Source organism: Devosia sp. BK (assembly GCF_032907385.1).
Classification (GTDB): domain Bacteria; phylum Pseudomonadota; class Alphaproteobacteria; order Rhizobiales; family Devosiaceae; genus Devosia.
Window position 1 is genome coordinate 19,473 of sequence record NZ_JAIMBX010000002.1, and the last position, 19,670, is coordinate 39,142.

Below are 19,670 nucleotides of genomic sequence, written 5' to 3' on the forward strand. Positions count from 1 at the left end.
ATGCTGGCCTTTCCCTCCAAAAAGTCCCTGCTCGATATCCGCGACCTGACCATTTCCTATCATCTCCCCGAAGGCCGGCGGCAGGTGGTCAATGGAGTGTCGTTTTCCATCGGCGAAGGTGAAGTCGTGGCGCTGGTCGGCGAATCCGGTTCGGGCAAGACCACCACGGCTCAATCGATCATCGGGCTCTTGCCCGATAATGGCCGGATCGAGAGCGGCAGCATCCGCCTCAACGACGCCGAACTCAGCGATTGGGCGTCCCGCCGCTTCGATGCCATTCGCGGCAAGGTCGTGAGCCTTATACCGCAGGACCCCGGCAGCTCGCTCAATCCCGTCCTGACCATCGGCCGGCAGGTCGAGGAAATCCTGAAACTTCACGGCTGGCGCGATCGCAAGGCGCGCCACGCGCGCGTGCTCGAACTGCTCGCCCGCGTCGGGCTGAGCAATCCCGAACTGCGCGCCAACCAGTATCCGCACGAACTCTCGGGTGGCATGAAACAGCGCGTGCTGATCGCGATCGCCGTCGCGCTCAAACCGGCCCTGATCATTGCCGATGAGCCGACAAGCGCCCTCGACGTCACTGTCCAGCACCGCATCCTCGATCTCATCGACGAACTGCGCGCCGAATCCGGCACGGCAGTCTTGCTGGTCACGCACGATCTCGGTGTCGCCTCGGATCGCGCCGACCGCGTGGTCGTCCTGCGCAAGGGTCATGTCGAGGAACAGGGGCCGACGTCTGCCCTGCTCGCGCGGCCCACAAGCGCCTATGCAAAGCAGCTACTCGCCGATGCGCCCTCGCTCGCGCCAAAAGGGTTTAGGGACGCCCCAGAAAATCCCGAAGCCGCCATCGAGGTCCGCAACCTCCGCCAGGAATTCGGCCACGGCAAAACCCGTGTCCTTGCCGTGGATGATGTGTCCTTCTCCATTGCTCGCGGCACGACCCATGCGCTCGTCGGCGAATCCGGTTCGGGCAAGACAACGACCGCCCGCAGCATGGTCGGCCTCCAGCGCCCTACCGCTGGCAGCATTCTCATCGAGGGCACGGAGGTCACGTCGCTTTCGGGCGAAGCGCGCCGGCTGTTCCGGCGCGATGTACAGCTCGTCTATCAAAACCCCTTCACCTCGCTCGATCCGCGCCAGCGCATCCTCGATATCGTCGGCGAACCACTGCGCAATTTCGAAACCTTGACCCGCAAGGCGCGTGACGAGCGCGCTGCCGCAATGATCGAAAAGGTGGGCCTGCCGGCCGATGTGATCACGCGCAATCCACGCGCCCTTTCGGGCGGTCAGCGCCAACGCGTCGCCATTGCCCGCGCGCTGATCCTCAAACCGCGTTTCCTCGTTCTCGATGAAGCCGTGTCGGCGCTCGACGTGACGGTTCAAGCGCAGATCCTCAACCTTCTGGCCGAGCTCCAGGACCAGCTCGGGCTGACCTACCTCTTCGTCACCCACGATCTCTCAGTGGTGCGCCAGATCGCCCACACCGTCACGGTGATGCAGGCCGGCCAGGCGGTCGAAACAGGCCCGGTTTCGCGCGTCTTCACTGAGCCAGCGTCTCCATACACAAGCGATCTCCTTGCCGCCATTCCGGGCCGGCGCCTCGGCGCCAGCCATCCCGTCCTCCACTATTCAGGAGCCGCCGAATGACCAGCCCCAAGCGCCTGGGCTTTTTCTCCCGCCTGCTCGACAGCGTGTCGCCCGGCGAACGTTATCGATTGGGCGCCGAACAGATCATCCATGCCGAGCGGCTGGGATTTGACAGCGCCTGGGTCGCCCAGCACCATTTCAACTATGAAGAAGGCGGGCTCCCGTCGCCCTTGGTGTTCCTCAGCCACGTTGCGGCCCGGACCAAAACCATTCGCCTCGGCACCGGCATCATCACCCTCCCGCTCGAACAACCCATTCGCGTCGCCGAAGACGCTGCCGTGCTCGATCTCTTGAGCAATGGCCGGCTCGAACTTGGCATCGGTAGCGGCGGCACCGCCAGCTCCTTCGTCGCCTTCGGGCTCGAAAGCGCCGCGCGTGGTGCGATCAATGGCGCCAATCTCGATGTCCTACGCAAGGCCCTCGGCGGCGGCGATCTCGGTGGCGGCAATCACCTGCACCCCGAGGGCAAGCCGCTCCTCGAACGAATCTGGCAGGCCACATTTTCGGTCGATGGCGGCGCCCGTGCCGGCGCGGCGGGCGATGGGCTCATGCTCTCACGCACCCAGCCGCGCGCGCCGGACAATCCGGACGCCAGCCTTGCCCACCTGCAGCATCCGATCATCGATGCCTATCTCCAAAACCTGCCCCGCGGCGTCGAACCGCGCATTCTCGCGTCGCGCACGCTCTTCGTCGCGGATGAGCAATCGACGGCGCTCGAATGGGCCGACCAGGGCCTCCGCCGGATCGCAGAGAAGTTCGCGGCGGGCGGTCATATCCTTTCGGGCAATACATTGCCCGATCTGATCCGCGCCTTCGACACCCATGTCGGCACAGTCGAAACCGTGATCGACAGCCTCTCGCAGGACACGACGCTCGCGCGCGCCACCGACATTTCCTTCCAGGTCCACTCGGTCGATCCACCGCACGAGTTGATCCTGCGCTCGCTCGAACTCACCGCCACCGCAGTCGCGCCCGCGCTCGGCTGGCGCGCCCGGCCATCCATCGCAATCGCCAGTTGAACAAGGATTTTTCCATGACCACCGATCTCATCGATCGCGTTCTGTCCATCGCGCCGGGGTCGCATCTCGACCAATTGCGCCGCCACCGCGAAGTGGCCCGCGACAATATCGAGAAAGCCTACGTAGCGCTGTTCGAACCCGTGAATACAACCGAGGTCAGTTCACTCGAGCGCTTCGCCATTGCCCGTTTCGTCACCGGTCTTCATGGCCCGCTTGTCCTTGGTACCCATTATGCCAAGGCACTCGACAGTGCCGCCGATAGGTCCGATATCGTGGCGGCAATCACGGCGGAAACCGCCGCGGGCAAAACCACCGGCCCCTATGGCACTTATCCCGAAGGCCCGCTGTCCTCGGAAAACAAGGCTGGTCTGATCTACGCGGTGTCTTTGGAAAACCGTTCGGTGCTCGGCGAGAAACTGAGCGCGGCTCTCGAACATGCCCATCTGCTGGTCTTCCGCCCGCGCGACGCAAGCAAGGCAGCGCTCGATGCGCTCCTTGCCGCAGGCTGGAGCACGGCCGGGATCGTCACGATCTCCCAGCTTGTGGCCTTTCTCTCCTTCCAGGTACGCATCGTCGAGGGCCTCAGCGCGCTTGCAGCGCATCCGGCCGCCAACAATCTCAACGATCGCCTGCCTGAGGCAGCGTCCGCCACCGCCTGAGGAATTTCGACCGATGTCGCACACCAATACCCCCAATATCTTTACCCAGGACGAACTCGGCTGGACCCCCTGGCTGGAGCCGCTCGCCGAAGCCGAACTGACCGAGCGCCACTGGGCCGGTCTCGTCGATGCGTCCCGCGCAAAGTCTCCCTATTTCATGCTGCTCGCGCATGATCCCGAAGTGCTCGAAGCCCGCACCAAGGCCGACAAGGATATTTTTTACAATCCCAATGGCGGCCTGCCCCGGGCCGAACGCGAACTCTCGGCCACCGCGACCTCGCGGCACAATGGCTGCATCTTCTGCGCTTCGGTCCATTCGCGCTTTGCTTCCAGCCATTCTAAGCGCCGCGACGATGTGCAGAAATTGCTCGATGAAGGCACGGGCGCCGATCTCGGCGAGCGCTGGAATGCCGTCAAGGATGCGGCTGTCGCCCTCAGCGATACCCCGATCGCCTTTGGCAGCGCGGAAATCGACAAGCTGCGCGCAGCCGGCCTCGATGATTTCGAGATCACCGACGTGATCTCGGCCTCTGCCTTCTTCAATTGGGCCAATCGCCTGATGCTGTCCATCGGCGAACCACTGCCTCCGCAGCAGAAATAGCCTTGGAGTCCGGCGTCGCCCTATCTTGCGGCGCCGGATCATTCGCCGAAGCCTAAGGCAAACAGTCCTGCGCAAAATCCTCGGTGCGGAGGGAGCCGTCCGCCGGCGCCTCTCCCAACGAGTACCAATGCTGATTTGCCGCCACGACCTCGACCGTTCCGCTTTTCACCTGTCGGCCGAAGCGGACCTCTACTTGGTCATCCACGACACAAGCCCTGTCGCCGTCCGACATAACAAGCCGCGTGCCCGGATAGCCCTTCGTCGTCAGCGCCGTTCCAATGGCATCAGCCAATTCGTCATCATCTGCGTCGAGATGTTCGCTCGCCGCGGCCTTGGCAATGCGCGCAACCTGGTAGAGATCGGTCATGCTTGCGCGGCCGCTTGATCCATCAAAGGGCGGACCCGCCGGGATATCGCCTTCGATGATATCCTGCGCGTGCGCGGCAGAGATCAGCATCGCCGCCAAGGCAAGAACCGTCAGAAGTCTCGATGCCCTCATGGCTACACTCCCAATCGGTTCATTCTGCCGCAGCGAACAAGATCACCCTGACTTACGATTATGCAGCGTGACTGTTAGTCCCGAGATGAACCGTCGAGCGCTGGCCTTGCGGGATTGAGGTTCCGTCGCGCTGGACCTGACGCCGGTTGAGCTTGAACAGGTCGACCAGTTGCGCGAGCGCATCGGCACCGTGCTGCAGCGTCGCACTGATCTCGGTCGTGCGGTCGCTCATCATGGCGTTTTCCTGGGTCATCCGGCCAAGCTCGCCCACCGAACTATTGATCTCGCGCAGCCCTATGGACTGATCCTGTGCGGCGCTCGCAATCGCGTCGACATTATGGTCGATCGCCTTCACCAGTTCTTCGATTTCCCGGATGGTTTCACCGGTCCGGCCGACGAGACGCACCCCGTCCATGACCTTGGCGCCCGAATTGCTGATCAGGACCTTGATGTCCTTTGCAGCCTTGGCCGAGCGCTGGGCCAGTTCGCGCACTTCGCGCGCAACGACGGCAAAGCCCTTGCCCGCATCGCCCGCACGCGCCGCTTCGACGCTGGCATTGAGCGCGAGAAGGTTGGTCTGGAAGGCGATGTCGTCGATCACCCCGATGATCTTGTTGATCTCGCCTGACGCCAGTTCGATATCTTCCATCGCGCTGACCGTCTCGGTCACGACCAGCGTCGAGGCCTTCGTCGATTCGCGTGCGGTCTGGACGAGCTTGCGGGTTTCCTCGGTATTGGTGGCCGATGAGCGGACCGTCGTCATGATCTGCTCGAGCGAGGCCGAGGTCTGGCGCAATGCGGCTTGCTGTTGCTGGGAACGGTCCGAGAGCTGTAAGGCCGCCTCATACATTTCCTGGCTGCTTTTCCGCACGTCGCCCGTCTGACCCAAGACACTCACCAGCGTCTTCTGGATTTCGCCGATCGCCATATTGTAGTCGGCCCGCAGGCGCTCGAATTCACCCACCAGCGGATAATCGAGGGTCACGCGGATATTGCATTGCGACAGCCGATTGAGCGCTGCGCCTAATTCTTCGACGGCCGACATGCGCTCCGTTACGTCGGTCGCAAATTTGACGACCTTGAACACATGGCCTTTGTCGTCGAGGATGGGATTATAGGACGCCTGAATGAAGACGCGCTTGCCACCCTTGCCGAAGCGCAGGAACTGGTCGGTCACGAACTGCCCGGCCGCGAGTTTCTTCCAAAACTGCCGATATTCCGTCGAGTTCGCATAGTCCGGCGCGCAGAACATCGCGTGGTGACGGCCGACGATCTCGCCGGCGCTATAGCCAAGCACGGAAAGAAAGTTTTCGTTCGCCCCGAGGATCGTGCCGTCGGGCGTAAATTCGATCACGGCCTGCGCGCGCGATAGGGCCGCCAGTTTCCCGTCGTCCTCGGCGCTCTTCATTTTGGCCGGAGTGATATCGGTCGCGATCTTGACGACCTTATAAGGCTTGCCGCGCCGGAAGACCGGATTGTAGGTGGCCTCGATCCAAATTTCGTCCTTGGCCTTGGTGATCCGCTTATACTGGCCCTGGTCGAACTCGCCCTTGGCAAGGTTGGACCAAAACGCCTGATAGGTCGGTTTCTCGGCATCTTCGGGCAGAACGAACATGCGATGGTGCTTGCCCACGATTTCCGAGCGATCATAGCCGAGCGCCTTGCAGAAATTGGCATTGGCATCGAGAATATTGCCCGTCAGGTCAAACTCGATGATCGCCTGCGATCGGCCGATCGCTGCCAACACAGCATCTGAATCGGAATCCTTGGGAGCAAAGATCGGCATGCACGTCATCCTGTATTGAAAAGAGGGGCGCCAAGCGCTTGCCTTGCCAATCCAAAGACTTGAGGCCGCTCGGTATTCCCCGCAATCACGGAAGAAAGATCCAAGCAGAACGCGCACCGAACTGACTGCCCTATTTAGAGCTTAGATTTTCAAATATTGGTTAATTACAGTCCAAACCAAGACTAGATCGCGCCCGGAAAGGTCAGATGACACTCATCCTTCGCACTGCGTTTCAAGCCGATATCCCGGCGATTTTCGATGTCCGCACCAGCGTGAAAGAAAATCACATCTCGCTCGAGCGGATGGCCGAAATGGGCATCACGCCCCAAACGATCGCCGCCGCGCTCAGCGCGCAACCTTGCATCTGGGTCGCCGAACAGGATGGCGAGGTGATTGGTTTTGCCATGGCCGATACCGACGACGCCTGCGTCTTCGCCCTCTTCGTCCGCCCGGAATGGGAAGGCCATGGCATTGGCCGCCGTCTCATGGACCGCGCCGAAGCGTTCCTCTTCGCGCGCCATGACACCATTTGGCTCGGGACCGACGCAACCTCCAGCGCCGCGCGCTTTTACGACCGGCTCGGCTGGGTGCGAAAACATCAAATGGAAAGCGGCGATACCCGCTTCGAAAAGCAACGCGCGCCTTCCTGAAGCTCTGCCCTCAACTGCCCCCGGGGCTATACGGCCCCTTGGCCTCCCCCCAACCCCAGTGCGGCATTGGTGCCATTTCGGACACCGTGGCGCCGGGCTGAGAATTGATCACCGCAAGACGCGATCCCCATTCGAGATAGCTGATCAAGGCCGAAGCAAATTCTGGATCTGCCGGAAGCCCGAGATCGGTATAGCTATCGAGCAACAGATTGATCCACCGCCGCCGCATCGGCTCGGAAAGCTGGCGGTTGAGATGGTGCCGCACCATTTCAAGATGCCCGCCATGCGCTTCGGAATAAAATGGCGGCCCACCCATGACCTCGGCCAGAAACTCGGCCACGTGACGCGGATGCTCGGGATCCATTCGCGCAAAAACCGGCCCCAGTAGGTCATCTGCGTGAACGCGCTGATAAAATACCTGGGTGAGACGGGACAGTGCATCAATGCCCCCGATCCAGTCATATAGGCTAGGTGTCGTCATGGCGCTCTCCTCAGGCGCCACTCTGCTGAGACCCGGTCCCTTCGACAAGGAGTTACCCGATGGTGAGTACCCCTGGCTTTGACGCCAAGATGATCGACTGCCCGGCCCTCGTCACCATTCAACTCGTCTCGGGCAAATGGAAGACGCGCATCCTCTGGCACCTGCGCCATGGCGAGGCTGGCTTCGGCGAACTCAAGCGCGCCCTTCCCGGCATATCGCCAAAGGTGCTGACCGATCACCTCGAGGCGCTCGTCTCCGATGGACTGCTGAAACGTTCGGAGAGAAAAGAGAAAAATGTCGTCCATAGCGCCTATGACTATAGCGACTATGGCCGAACCCTTATTCCGGTCCTCGACGCCTTGGGCAATTGGGGCCTTTCACACCGCGCTCAGTAGGCCAAGGCCCCCGGCTCCAGCGCCATTTAACGTCCCGCTAAGCTAACCCACGGTCTGCAGTTTCGTTCGCCCACGGAATTTAATACAAATTGCCGCGCTTGGGGGATCGCAGATGCGGATCGTTATCGTCGAGGACAATCGCACCAATCTCGAGGTGCTGAAAAAGCTCGTCAGTCGGTTTCCCGATGTGACGGTCTCGGCCTTTTCCGAAGCGCATTCGGCGCTCGCCGATGCGGTGATGAACCCCTGCGATCTGATGATCGTCGACAATGTCATGCCCGGCATGTCGGGCATCGATCTGATTTCCCATATCCGCAAATTGCCAAGCCATCATCATGTGCCGCTGGTCATGATCACCGCCGACGCCGATCGGCCGACGCGGCTGGCAGCGATCGATGCCGGCGCCACCGATTTTCTCGCCAAGCCCGTCGATCCGCTCGAACTGCGCTCGCGCCTCACCAATCTCCTTGCCCTCCGCCGCGCCCAGAACCAGCTCGAAGACCGCGCCGTGCATCTCGAAGCCGAGGTCGCACAAGCCACGGTCCATCTCCAGCGGCGCGAAGAGGACATGATCTATCGCCTCGCCCGCGCCATCGAAGTGCGCGATCATGAAACCGGCGACCATGTCGAACGCGTCGCGCGCATTGCCGGCACGATCGCCGAGGAAATGGGCCTCGATCAAAAATTCGTCCGCACGCTCTGGCTCGCGGCCCCGCTCCACGACGTTGGCAAAATTGGCATTTCCGATGCCATCCTCAACAAGTCGGGCAAGCTGACCGAAGGCGAATGGGCGCAAATGCGGGCCCATCCGCTGATCGGCGCCGATATCCTCGCCAATGGCGATTCCGACATGCTGCGCATGGCCGAAGAGATCGCGCGGTGCCATCACGAAAAATGGGACGGCACCGGCTATCCCCATGGCCTTATCGCCGAAAATATTCCGCTCGCCGCCCGCATCACGGCCGTTGCCGATGTGCTCGATGCCCTCTGCAGCGCCAGAAGCTACAAGATGGCCTGGGCCGCCGAGGCCGCACGCGACGAACTCGTCCGCTGTTCGGGCACGCATTTCGATCCGGCCTGTATCGCGGCGCTCGTCCGCGCCTGGCCACGCATTGCCCCGATCTGCGGCAATGCCATGCAATCCAACGCAGCGTGAAAGGTGCGTACCATGCTCCGACTAGCATCTTCCCTTGCCCTCCTCGTGATCGCGACAGCCCCAGGCTGGGCCGTTGAGCTGGCCAAGCCGGCTGCCGAGCCGATCCTGAAAGTTCAAGGCGCCATTACCACGATGAACGATGGCGAAACCGCTGCCTTCGATCTCGCCATGCTCGATGCCCTGCCCCAGCACACGATCAAGGCGACGACCCCCTGGTATGATGGCGAACACGAATTCAGCGGCGTCGTCATCGGCGATTTGCTGGAGACGCTTGGCGCCAGCGGCGAGAGCGTCACGGTGACGGCGCTCAATGATTATTCGGCCGAAATCCCGATGGAGGATATCAAGGACTACCCCGTCATCCTCGCGACCCGCGTTGATGGCGAGGAGCTCTCTGTCCGTGACAAAGGCCCGCTATTCGTCATCTATCCGTTTGACGAGCATCCCGACCTCTATAATGAGGTGATCTTCTCGCGCTCGGTCTGGCAGGTTGCCAGCCTGACGGTTCACTGAGATGCCGACGGCGACCGCCAGAGCCCGGCAAGTTGTGTCCCGCAGGATCGGGCGGGGCATCGTCTTTCTGACCCTTCTCAGCGTCGTCCTGCTCAGTTCGGTCATCTGGCTTTTCGCCGGCCTCAGCGAGCGGCAGAACACTATCCGCTCCGGTGTGCGCGAAGACATCAGTTGGGCAGCCTACCAGGCCGACCGTGAAGCCGCGCGCCTCATCGAAGCAATCCAGACCGCACAGATCGACCATGACGTCGGCGACGTTTCCATGCGCTTCGATCTCCTGTTCAGCCGCACCCATCTCCTGACCCAAGGGTCCTATACCGAGATTTTCCCGGCATCGTCGCTTGTCGGGCAAAAGGCGGCCGCGGCCAATCGCGCCATCAATTCCATGGTCGCGACCATGGATGGCCTTGCCGCCGACCCCGCCAGTTTCCCCGCTGAAGCCGCCGAAATTCTCGGCATGGCGCAGGCCGCGCGGCAGGCAACGGGCGATCTCCTCGTCGCGACCAATTCCGCATTCAATGAAATTCGCGTCGAAGAGCGCAACGAGACACTCTTCATCTATTGGCGCATCGGCCTCAGCGTTGCCGCGCTGACCATTGCCTTGGTGCTGATCGTCGCCCTTCTTGGCGTCCAGCTCTATCATCTCTCCCGCAGCGGTCGGGAAGTCGAACTTCTCAGCCGCCGCAACGAGCGCATCGCCAAGAAGGCCAAGAGCGCAAGCGCGGCAAAGTCGGCATTCCTCGCTACCATGAGCCACGAAATCCGCACCCCGCTTAACGGCATCATCGGCATGACCGAACTTTTGCGCGGCTCGCGACTCGAGCGCGACCAGATGCATCAGGTGGAAACCATCCGGCTTTCCGGCGACATGCTGCTCGATGTCATCAACGACATCCTCGATTATTCCAAGCTTGAAGCCGGCGCCGTGCGGTTCGAACCGATCCGCGTCAGCCTGCGCGAAACCATGGTGCCGATCGAGCGGATGATGAGCGTCCGCGCCGAAACGGCAGGGCTCAAACTCGTCTTCGACTATCCCGATGTCAGCGTCTTCGTCGATGCCAACCGCATCCGGCAGGTGCTGGTCAACCTCATCGGCAATGCCATCAAGTTCACGCCCGCCGGATCCGTCGTCGTCACCGGCACGGTGCGCGGCGATCGGCTGAAGCTCGAGGTGCGCGATACCGGCCCCGGGATTTCCGAAGCGGACCGCCAAAAACTCTTCCGCGAATTCAGCCAGATCGATAGCTCCAATACGCGCTCCTTTGGCGGCACTGGGCTTGGCCTCGCCATCTGCCGGCGCCTCGTCAATGTCATGGATGGCAAGATCGGGGTGGAAAGCGCCGTCGGGCTCGGCAGCACCTTCTGGTTCGATCTGCCGGCCGGGCCAGTCGAAACGATCGACGAAAACCATGTCGCGCTAGAGACGCTTCCACCTGTGCAGCTTGGCGGCACCGTGCTCGTCGTCGATGACAATCCCATCAATCGCGACGTTGCCGTCGGTCTCCTTGCCAAGCTTGGGCTCGATGCCGTCGCGGCCTGCAATGGGCAGGAGGCGCTCGATATGCTGGCCGCCTCGCGCTTCGATCTCGTCCTTATGGACATGCAGATGCCCCAGATGGACGGCCTTGAAGCAACGCGGCAATTGCGCGCGCGGGGATTTGCGCTCCCCGTCGTGGGCCTGACGGCCAATGCGTTCGAATCCGATCGCGAGGCCTGCCTCGATGCCGGCATGGACGATCATTCGGCCAAGCCCCTGACCACCGTCAAGCTGACCGACATCCTGCAAAAGCACCTCTCGCCCGAGGCTGTCCAGCTCGCGCCTCTCTCCGAGAATGAGGTGGACAAGGACCATCAGGAAAGCCTCAAAGAAGCCCTCGGGGAAGACGAATTCGACCGCCTCGTCGAAGACTTCATCCAGTCCTGCGAGCATATGCTGGCCCAGGCGCAACTGGCGCTGTCAAAGGGCGACGCCGATGGATTGGATCAGGTTCTACATACGCTCAAGGGCGCGGCTCTGACGCTTGGCTTCGTCTCCCTCGCCGATGCCGCCCAAGCCGAGCGCAGCAAAACTTTGCACACGGTCCGCCTCGAAGACATTCGTCACCACTGCCAGGTGGCCGCATAGCCTCTTGTCACGTCGTCCAACGGACAGCCGAAAACAAAAAGGCCGGGCACTGCGCCCGGCCTTTTCAATTCTGAAAGCAGTGCTTACTCGGCAGCGTTCGCCGTGCCGCCAGCCGTCAAAAACGCCGGCAATTCGCTGACGTCGGGCTGCGGTGCATTGGCCGGATCGCCATTGCCATCCTGGGCAGTGGGGCGACGGCGGCGCGGACGGCGCTCACGCTGCTTGCGCGGCGCGGCTTCGCCTTCGGCCTGCGGTGCGGCAGCACCAGCTTCGGCCTGTTCGCCGGCTGGCTGACCAGCATCCTCGGCTGCAACGGCAACCGGTTGGGGCTGCGCTATGTCGTCCTGCGTCTCGTTGCCGGCCTGAGCCTGAACCGGCTGGGGCGAGGCAAAGCGCGAGTTGATGTCCGAGACATCGTCATCGAACTCATTGTCGTCCTGGCTCTGGCCATCACGCTGGCCATTCATGGCCTGCTGGGCGGAGGAGACGATGCGGAAATAATGTTCGGCGTGCTGGAGATAGTTCTCCGCCATCACCGAGTCGCCCGAAGACTGGGCATCACGCGCCAGTTGCAGGTACTTTTCGGCGACATGAGCTGCATTGCCGCGGACTTTTACGTCCGGCCCATTGCTCTCGTAATTCCGCGACAATGGGTTGACGTGTTTGCGTCCGCCGTTCCGGCCACGCTGCCGGTTCTTATTCTGGTTTGGTCTCATCGGGTCGCTTTGTCTAACTCTAGATCGTTAAGCGTCACATCTGGGCGGACCGGATATCGATCCGGTCTGGCCCCACATCCCGCGATCATCGCTGAGGATGGGGTTATACTGGCTTCATGAAGACCGTATGCTCTCGGGCGGCGCCTCCCGGAAAATTCCGCCCAGATCATCCACTTGCGCCGAGCATTTCGGACAAGCGCGGCGAAAGCCGCAAACTATTGAGATCGGGTGTGATGGCCGCGGCGCCCATGATGCGCCAGTGACAGCCCGGATAAACTAGCCGCATTCGCTGGTTTTGACCAGCATAAATTCTTTCCCGCTGGCCTCTAACGCTTTTCAATTCTTTATGTGGTGCGCCGAAACCACACGATCAAGCCCTGCCAGATCCTTATGGACCGCGACATCTTGAAATCCCGCCGCCAAAAACAGCGCACTGACCGTTTCGCCCTGGTCGTAGCCAATCTCTACCAGCACCCGCCCATCCGGCCGCAACCAGTTCCCTGCCTCCGCGGCAATCACCCGATAAGGCGCAATCCCATCCGGCCCACCATCGAGCGCCAGCCGCGGATCGAATTCCCTAACCTCCGCCGCCAGCGTCTCGACAACAGCACTTTCGATATAGGGCGGATTGGAGAGGATCAGGTCGAACCGCTCTTCACCTCTCCCTCTGGGGGAGAGGTCGGCGCGCAGCGCCGGGTGAGGGGGCCTTGGGTCGGGAGACATAAGCGCCCCAAACCAATCCCCCTGCCGTAGCGTCAGCCGCCCCTCGACCCCATGCCGCTGCGCATTATCCCCGGCCTGCGCCAGCGCCTCCATACTGACATCGGTCGCGACCCCGACGGCATCGGGCCGATTGACCAAAACCGCGATCGGGATGCACCCGGTCCCGGTCCCCATGTCGAGCAGGCGCCCGCCCTCGGGCAGTGCCTCGAGCGCCAGATCAACAAGCAATTCCGTATCTGGCCGCGGCTCCAGCGTTGCGCCATTGAGCCCGAAGTCGAGCCCATAGAATTCTCTATGGCCGATGATCCGCGCCACCGATTCACCCGACAAACGCCGTTTGAGCACGTCGGCGAGGCTCAATGTTAACGTGTTGCTAACAGTTTCGCCCTCGTTGATGGCCAATTGCAGTGCATCGAGCCCGAGCACATGCCCCACCAAAAGCTTGGCGTCGAGCGTCGGCGTCGCAAAGCCTTTTTCCGTCAGTTCGTCCCGCCACCGCCGCCAAAGCGCGCCGATGGTCACGGTCTCGCTCAGTTCGAATTCTCCATAGCGGCCAGCTGCGCCGCCTGGTTTTCAGTGATCAGCGCCTCGATCAGTTCATCGAGCGCTTCGCCCGCTATCACCTTGTCGAGCTTATATAAAGTCAGGTTTATCCGGTGGTCCGTCACGCGGCCCTGCGGGAAATTATAGGTCCGGATCCGCTCCGAGCGGTCGCCTGATCCCACCTGCCCCTTGCGCTCGGCCGAGCGCGCGCTGTCGCGTTCTTCGCGCTGCATTTCATAAAGCCGCGAGCGCAGCACCACCATGGCCTGCGCCCGGTTCTGATGCTGGCTCTTCATTGCCGAGGTCACAACTATCCCCGTCGGCAAATGCGTGATGCGCACCGCCGAGTCGGTCGTGTTGACGTGCTGTCCGCCGGCCCCCGAAGCGCGCATCGTATCGATGCGGATGTCTTCATTTCTGATTTCAATATCAATGTCTTCGACCTCGGGCAGCACGGCCACGGTCGCGGCCGAGGTATGAATGCGCCCCGAACCTTCCGTCGCCGGCACGCGCTGCACGCGATGGACGCCAGACTCGTACTTCATCCGCGCATAAACGCCCTTGCCCGAAACATTGGCGATGACTTCCTTATAGCCCCCCATTTCCCCGGGGCTTTCTTCCATCAGCGTGACCTTCCAGCCGCGTAGCGAGGCATAGCGCTCATACATGCGGAAGAGATCGCCCGCGAACAAAGCGGCCTCGTCGCCCCCCGTACCACCGCGGATTTCAAGGATGATCGACTTTTCGTCGGCCTCGTCCTTGGGCAGCAGCATGATGAAGATCGATTGGGTTAATTGCTCAATCTTTTCATCGAGTTCTTCGAGTTCCGCTTCGGCCATTTCGGCCATCTCCTTGTCCGCACCCTTGGCGAGGGATGCGGCCTCGGCGCGATCCATCAGCGCCTTTTTATAGGCATTGATTTCGCCGACGATCGGGGAAAGGTCGGAATGCTCTTTGCTGAGCTTGGCCAGTTCATCCGGGCTCGCGCCGCCCGAAAGGGCCGCCTCGATATATTGGAAACGGGTGGCAAGCGCGTCGAGCTTATCCTCGGGCAAAGCGGGCATGCAATAATCTTTCCGGGCACAATAGCGGCCTTGGATAGTCGCGAGCGCCAGCAATCGCAAGGGAAACTAGGATTGATGAAAGAGCCGAAATTGGCCTCAGCCCATAGGGAGGTTCTGTTTTTCAACCCATTCGGTCAGCAGTTCGCGGATCGCGACACCATCTGCGCCGACGGATAAGGCCGCAGCCACGGAGTCCTGGATCGGCTTGAGATCGAGATTGAGCACCATCTCCTTGATCGGCCCGATCGATGCCGGCCCCATCGAGAGCCGCGTCATGCCGATCGCCATCAGCGCCAAGGCCTCCATCGGCCGCCCGGCCAATTCGCCGCACATCGTCACCGGCTTATTGTGCCGCCGCGCCGCATCGACAACGAGCCGGATCGCCCGCAAACGTGGCAGACCGATCGGGTCGTAATTCTTGGAAACGCGGGGATTGGCGCGATCGGCAGCCGTCAAGAACTGGACGAGATCGTTCGAGCCGATCGAGACGAAATCGGCCTCAGGCATGATCTGGTCGAGCTCGAAGAGCAAGGATGGCACTTCCACCATGGCCCCGAGTTCGAGGCGCGACGGGATAGGTTCGCCCGCACGGCGGAGGCGTTCCATTTCCTTGAATATGACGAGCTTGGTCTGCCGGAATTCGAATGTCTCGGTGACCATGGGGACGAGGACTTTCAGCGGCCGTCCGCGCGCGGCGAGCAGCAGCGCCCGGACCTGCGTGCGCAACAGACCCGGCCGATCGAGCCCGAGGCGGATCGAGCGATAGCCCATGGCCGGGTTTTCCTCGGCCATCGAGCGCAGATAAGGCACGACCTTGTCCCCCCCGATATCGAGAAGGCGGAAGACGATCGGCCGATCCCCGGCGATTTCCATCGCCTCGGCGTAGAGATCCACCTGCTCCTGCAAACGCGGCAGCTTGCTCGCGATCATGAACTGCAATTCGGTGCGGAAGAGGCCGACGCCCGAAGCACCGGTATCGTCGAGCATGGGTAGATCGGCGACGAGCCCCGAATTGTGCAAGAGCGTAATATCGACGCCGTCTTTCGTCACGCTCGGCTTGTCCTTGAGCGCGGCATAATGCGCCCGGCGCTTGGCCGAAATCCGCACCTTGTCGATATAGGTCTGCTCGACATCGGGCGTGGGGCGCAGATGCACCTGACCGGTCGGACCATCGATGATGATATCGTCGCCCGTCTCGCACATCGAAACGATCGAATCCGCCTGCCCCACGGCAACGAGCCCGAGCGAACGCGCAACGATGGCGACATGCGCAGTCGAGCCGCCCTCTTCGAGCACCAGCCCGCGCAGCTTCTTGCGGTCATATTCGAGCAATTCCGCCGGCCCCATATTGCGGGCAACGAGAATGGCATTGTCGGGGAGCTCGCGCTGCCCCTGCTGGTTTGTATTTGTCAGAACGCGCAGCAAGCGATTGGCGAGATCGTCGAGATCATGCAACCGGTCGCGGATATAGGGATCGGTCTGGCGCAGCATGCGGGCGCGCGTATCGTTCTGCACGCGCTCGACAGCCGCTTCGGCTGAAAGACCGTTCTCGATCGCCTCCGTCAGCCGGTTCACCCAGCCGCGGTCATTGGCGAACATGCGATAGGTTTCAAGGATCTCGCGGTGATCCGAGCTTGGCTGCATATCGCCATGGTCGAGCATGGCATCGATCGAGACGCGCATGCTGGCGAGCGCCATATCGAGCCGCAGCTTTTCGGCATCGGTATCTTCGGCGATGAAATTGACCACGACAACGCGCGGGTCGTGCAAGACCACCGTGCCGAGCGCAATTCCATCGGTAAAGCTCACGCCGTTGAACATGCGAGGACGCCTGAGATCGATATCGGAGCCCGGCTTGATCAGGTTGTCGAAGTCGGAAGTCGCCACCATTTCCGCAAGGATTGTGGCGGTAGTCAGCATGGCCTCGGTTTCGTCCTCGCCATAATGCCGGCGCTCGGCATTTTGAACGACCAAAACCCCCAGGGTTTGCCCGGCTCTCAGCACCGGCACGCCGAGGAATGAATTATATTTGTCCTCGCCCGTTTCCGGCCGATAGGCAAAACCGGGATGGCTCGGCGCATCGTCAAGGCTGAGCGGTTCGGCCTCGGACGCGATAAGACCTACGAGACCCTCGCCGAGGCGAAGCGTCGTCATGTGAACCGATTCGGCCTCAAGGCCCTTGGTGGCGAACAGTTCGAGCGCGCCATCGTCGCGCAGCACGTAAAACGAGCAGACGTCTGCTCGCATGTTTTCGGCGATCAGACCCACGATCTTGTCGAGGCGCGCCTGCGAAGCCAGAGGCTCCGCCATGGTTTCGCGCAATTGCCGCAGCAGCACCCTTGGGCCGCCTATGGTCGTGACCATCCCGTCTTCGGCAGCCCCGCCGAGCCGCCCCCCTTGATCGGACGCGGCCCCATTCCCCCTCGAAACGAGATCAGGCGTCCTTCTTGTCCAATCCGTAATAGGTGTGCAACGCCCGGACCGCAAGCTCTGCATATTCCTCGTCGATCAATACCGAGGTCTTGATTTCCGAAGTCGTGATCAGCTGGATGTTGATGCCCTTGTCGGCCAGCGCCTTGAACATGGTCGAGGCGACCCCGGCATGGCTGCGCATACCGACACCCACCACCGAGACTTTCGCCCCGCCCTTCGAGCCGGAAAGGCGCGCATATTCGAACTTTCCGCCATTTTCTTCGAGCGCGCGGACGGCCTTGTCATATTCGCTGTCGGGCACGGTGAAGGTGATATCGGTCGTCGCGCCATCATCGGCAATGTTCTGGACGATCATGTCGACGATGATGCCTTCGTCGGCGAGCTGGCCGAAGATGGCAGCGGCGACGCCGGGCTTGTCCTTGACATCGCGCAGGGTGATCTTGGCCTCGGCCTTGGCGAGCGTCACGCCCGAAACGATCTGCTTTTCCATGATCTCATCCTCATCGCAAACGAGCGTGCCGGGAACACCGGGCGACCCATCGGGCGCAATCTGGGGCGCATTGGGGTCATCAAAACTGGAGCGCACCAGAAGGCGAACCTTGTGCGCCATGGCCATTTCGACCGAGCGGATCATCAAGACCTTGGCGCCGAGCGAGGCCATCTCAAGCATTTCCTCAAAGGAAATCTTGGTCATGCGCTGGGCCTTGGGGACGATGCGCGGGTCGGTCGTATAGACGCCGTCCACATCGGTATAGATATCGCAGCGATCCGCGCCCACTGCTGCGGCAACCGCAACGGCCGAGGTGTCCGAACCACCGCGGCCCAGCGTCGTCACCCGGCCATGGGGCGAAATGCCCTGGAAGCCGGTGATGACAGGCACCCAGCCATCGCTCATGCGCTTGTCGAGTTCGGTCGGATCGATCCCGGTGATCCGCGCCGCGCCATGCGCGTCGTCGGTATGGATCGGTACCTGCCAGCCAGCGAAAGACCGCGACTGGATGCCCATTTCGCTGAGCACGATGGCCATCAGGCCGGCCGTCACCTGCTCGCCCGAAGCCACGACAGCATCATATTCGCGCGCGTCGTGGAATTTGCTGGCGTCATTGACCCAGCCGACCAGTTCATTGGTCTTGCCGGACATGGCGGAGACGACGACGGCAACTTCATTGCCGGCTTCGATCTCGCGCTTCACATGGAGAGCGGAATGGCGGATGCGTTCGATATTGGCCATCGAAGTGCCACCGAACTTGACGACGATACGGGCCACTGGCTTCCCCGGCTAAAGCGACAATCCAAAGCACTCTCCGCCGAACCCGGCGGTACGCTTTCATTAGCGCGGGGGAATGCCACAAACCGGCGATGGGATCAACTGGGATCACGCTGCCTGCGTCACCCCGCGCCTTGAACGGAAGCCTCAAGCTGGGCCATATGGGGACAAAGGAGTTCCCCATGTCCGAGACCACGATCAACGACGCCGAAATCGCCAAGTTTACGGCCATGGCCGAAGAGTGGTGGGACCCCAAGGGCAAGTTCAAGCCGCTCCACAAGTTCAACCCGGTGCGTCTTGCTTATATCCGCGACAATCTCATCAGCCATTTTGGCCGCGACACGACCATCATGCGCCCGCTTGAAGGCTTGAAGATCGTCGACATCGGCTGCGGCGGTGGCCTTCTCTGCGAACCGCTGACCCGGCTCGGCGCCACGGTCACCGGCGTCGATGCGGCCCAGCGCAACATAACGATCGCCAAAATCCATGCCGAGAAATCCGATCTCGACATCGATTATCGCGTCACGACCTCCGAGACCCTCGCAACGGCCGGCGACAAATTCGACGTCGTCCTCAATATGGAAGTCGTCGAACATGTCGATAATGTCCCGCTCTATATGAAAAGCTGCGCCGACTTGGTCGCGCCGGGCGGCCTGATGTTCACCGCCACCCTCAACCGCACCGCCCGCGCCTATGCGCTTGCCGTGGTCGGCGCCGAATATGTGCTGCGCTGGCTGCCCAAGGGCACCCACGACTGGCGGAAGTTTCTCACGCCCGACGAGATCCACAGCCTCATCACCCGCAATGGCCTGAAAGTGATCGAAGACAAGGGTGTCGTCTTTCACCCCATCGCCGACGAATGGCGGCTCTCGGAGGATACCGGGATCAATTACATGGTCCTCGCCCACCGCCCCGCCTAAGAAAAAGAGCCCGCTTGACGCGGGCTCCTTTGTTTATGCCTTCAGTAGATCATCCTTGCGGACATTGAGGATCAACCGATCCCCTTCGACCCGATCGATGTGCTCGGGGAAAATATAGCGGTCAGAGGCGAGGAAGCCATCGGCGTCGAGCCGGACAAACCCTTCGCGCAGCGCCTTTTCCTGCAATTCACGGGGCAGGTCGTCCCCGGGGCTGAACACATCGGCCAAAAGCGCCGACATCGTATCGCGTTCTTCTTCGAGCACCGGGCTTACACCGGCCGCATCGATCTCCGGCTGATCCGGCGCTTCATCGGTAATGCGGAACGTGTCGACCTTGCCGATCGAATGCATCGCGCTATCGAAAACCTTCATGCCTTCGGCAATCGTATTTGGAATGGCGTCCATGGAAAAATCCTCCTTCTTGATGAGGGCCGAACGCGTGGCCTAAAGCCGACGTTCATTCACTTTTCTTT

The 19,670-nt window shown here is 61.5% G+C and carries 19 protein-coding genes; 10 read left to right on the forward strand and 9 right to left on the reverse strand.

From position 1 onward, the window contains the following. Genes DevBK_RS11955 through DevBK_RS11970 form a run of 4 tightly spaced genes read left to right on the forward strand, consistent with a single transcriptional unit; the run spans position 1 to position 3,926 of the window. Complete coding sequence (locus tag DevBK_RS11955; RefSeq protein ID WP_317186103.1) at positions 1 to 1,647, forward strand: ABC transporter ATP-binding protein; 1,647 nt, start codon at positions 1 to 3, stop codon at positions 1,645 to 1,647. Continuing rightward, positions 1,644 to 2,666, forward strand: coding sequence for a putative FMN-dependent luciferase-like monooxygenase (locus DevBK_RS11960; protein ID WP_317185627.1), 1,023 nt, complete (start codon positions 1,644 to 1,646; stop codon positions 2,664 to 2,666). The genes DevBK_RS11955 and DevBK_RS11960 overlap by 4 nt, the downstream gene beginning before the upstream one ends. A gap of 14 nt (positions 2,667 to 2,680) precedes the next feature. After that, positions 2,681 to 3,325 (forward strand): CMD domain protein, encoded by a 645-nt coding sequence (locus DevBK_RS11965; RefSeq protein WP_317185628.1) that lies wholly within the window; start codon positions 2,681 to 2,683, stop codon positions 3,323 to 3,325. A 13-nt stretch (positions 3,326 to 3,338) separates the two neighbouring features. After that, a complete protein-coding gene (locus DevBK_RS11970; protein ID WP_061908128.1) occupies positions 3,339 to 3,926 on the forward strand; it encodes an alkylhydroperoxidase domain protein in 588 nt (195 codons plus the stop codon). Between the two features lie 52 nt (positions 3,927 to 3,978). Here DevBK_RS11970 and DevBK_RS11975 read toward each other — a convergent pair whose 3' ends face one another. Both DevBK_RS11975 and DevBK_RS11980 read right to left on the reverse strand, forming a co-directional pair. Next, positions 3,979 to 4,425: a hypothetical protein gene (locus tag DevBK_RS11975; RefSeq protein ID WP_317185629.1), complete on the reverse strand. Its 447-nt coding sequence runs from the start codon at positions 4,423 to 4,425 to the stop codon at positions 3,979 to 3,981. Between the two features lie 58 nt (positions 4,426 to 4,483). Then, entirely contained in the window at positions 4,484 to 6,211 is a 1,728-nt protein-coding gene (locus DevBK_RS11980; protein WP_317185630.1) for a PAS domain-containing methyl-accepting chemotaxis protein, read from the reverse strand. Between the two features lie 206 nt (positions 6,212 to 6,417). On the opposite strand from DevBK_RS11980, the gene DevBK_RS11985 reads away from it, so the two are divergent. Continuing rightward, positions 6,418 to 6,861 carry a GNAT family N-acetyltransferase gene (locus DevBK_RS11985; RefSeq protein ID WP_317185631.1) on the forward strand — a complete coding sequence of 148 codons (444 nt, stop codon included), beginning with the start codon at positions 6,418 to 6,420 and terminating at the stop codon, positions 6,859 to 6,861. Between the two features lie 10 nt (positions 6,862 to 6,871). Here DevBK_RS11985 and DevBK_RS11990 read toward each other — a convergent pair whose 3' ends face one another. Continuing rightward, complete coding sequence (locus DevBK_RS11990) at positions 6,872 to 7,342, reverse strand: group II truncated hemoglobin (protein WP_317185632.1); 471 nt, start codon at positions 7,340 to 7,342, stop codon at positions 6,872 to 6,874. Positions 7,343 to 7,401: 59 nt separating this feature from the next. Here DevBK_RS11990 and DevBK_RS11995 point away from each other — a divergent pair, with 59 nt between their 5' ends. The 4 genes from DevBK_RS11995 to DevBK_RS12010 all read left to right on the forward strand — a co-directional run bounded on the left by DevBK_RS11995 (position 7,402) and on the right by DevBK_RS12010 (position 11,531). After that, positions 7,402 to 7,737 (forward strand): helix-turn-helix domain-containing protein, encoded by a 336-nt coding sequence (locus DevBK_RS11995; RefSeq protein ID WP_317185633.1) that lies wholly within the window; start codon positions 7,402 to 7,404, stop codon positions 7,735 to 7,737. Positions 7,738 to 7,849: 112 nt separating this feature from the next. Beyond that, positions 7,850 to 8,893 carry an HD domain-containing phosphohydrolase gene (locus tag DevBK_RS12000; RefSeq protein ID WP_317185634.1) on the forward strand — a complete coding sequence of 348 codons (1,044 nt, stop codon included), beginning with the start codon at positions 7,850 to 7,852 and terminating at the stop codon, positions 8,891 to 8,893. 12 nt (positions 8,894 to 8,905) lie between these two features. Next, positions 8,906 to 9,406 (forward strand): molybdopterin-dependent oxidoreductase, encoded by a 501-nt coding sequence (locus DevBK_RS12005; protein ID WP_317185635.1) that lies wholly within the window; start codon positions 8,906 to 8,908, stop codon positions 9,404 to 9,406. Between the two features lie 34 nt (positions 9,407 to 9,440). Then, positions 9,441 to 11,531, forward strand: a complete 2,091-nt coding sequence (locus DevBK_RS12010) for an ATP-binding protein (protein WP_317185636.1) — start codon at positions 9,441 to 9,443, stop codon at positions 11,529 to 11,531. A gap of 83 nt (positions 11,532 to 11,614) precedes the next feature. On the opposite strand, the gene DevBK_RS12015 is transcribed toward DevBK_RS12010, so the two are convergent. The 5 genes from DevBK_RS12015 to DevBK_RS12035 all read right to left on the reverse strand — a co-directional run bounded on the left by DevBK_RS12015 (position 11,615) and on the right by DevBK_RS12035 (position 18,277). Then, positions 11,615 to 12,247 carry a DUF4167 domain-containing protein gene (locus tag DevBK_RS12015; protein ID WP_082460943.1) on the reverse strand — a complete coding sequence of 211 codons (633 nt, stop codon included), beginning with the start codon at positions 12,245 to 12,247 and terminating at the stop codon, positions 11,615 to 11,617. A gap of 336 nt (positions 12,248 to 12,583) precedes the next feature. Then, entirely contained in the window at positions 12,584 to 13,492 is a 909-nt protein-coding gene (gene prmC, locus DevBK_RS12020; protein WP_317185637.1) for a peptide chain release factor N(5)-glutamine methyltransferase, read from the reverse strand. Positions 13,493 to 13,500: 8 nt separating this feature from the next. After that, complete coding sequence (gene prfA / locus DevBK_RS12025) at positions 13,501 to 14,577, reverse strand: peptide chain release factor 1 (RefSeq protein WP_317185638.1); 1,077 nt, start codon at positions 14,575 to 14,577, stop codon at positions 13,501 to 13,503. A 96-nt stretch (positions 14,578 to 14,673) separates the two neighbouring features. Next, the gene (gene ptsP / locus DevBK_RS12030) at positions 14,674 to 16,941 is read right to left on the reverse strand and encodes a phosphoenolpyruvate--protein phosphotransferase (RefSeq protein ID WP_317185639.1); all 2,268 of its coding nucleotides are present in this window, start codon (positions 16,939 to 16,941) and stop codon (positions 14,674 to 14,676) included. 70 nt (positions 16,942 to 17,011) lie between these two features. Next, entirely contained in the window at positions 17,012 to 18,277 is a 1,266-nt protein-coding gene (locus DevBK_RS12035) for an aspartate kinase (RefSeq protein WP_062629532.1), read from the reverse strand. Between the two features lie 182 nt (positions 18,278 to 18,459). On the opposite strand from DevBK_RS12035, the gene ubiG reads away from it, so the two are divergent. Then, entirely contained in the window at positions 18,460 to 19,197 is a 738-nt protein-coding gene (ubiG, locus tag DevBK_RS12040) for a bifunctional 2-polyprenyl-6-hydroxyphenol methylase/3-demethylubiquinol 3-O-methyltransferase UbiG (RefSeq protein ID WP_317185640.1), read from the forward strand. 33 nt (positions 19,198 to 19,230) lie between these two features. On the opposite strand, the gene DevBK_RS12045 is transcribed toward ubiG, so the two are convergent. After that, complete coding sequence (locus tag DevBK_RS12045; protein WP_317185641.1) at positions 19,231 to 19,602, reverse strand: hypothetical protein; 372 nt, start codon at positions 19,600 to 19,602, stop codon at positions 19,231 to 19,233. Positions 19,603 to 19,670 lie beyond the last annotated feature (68 nt).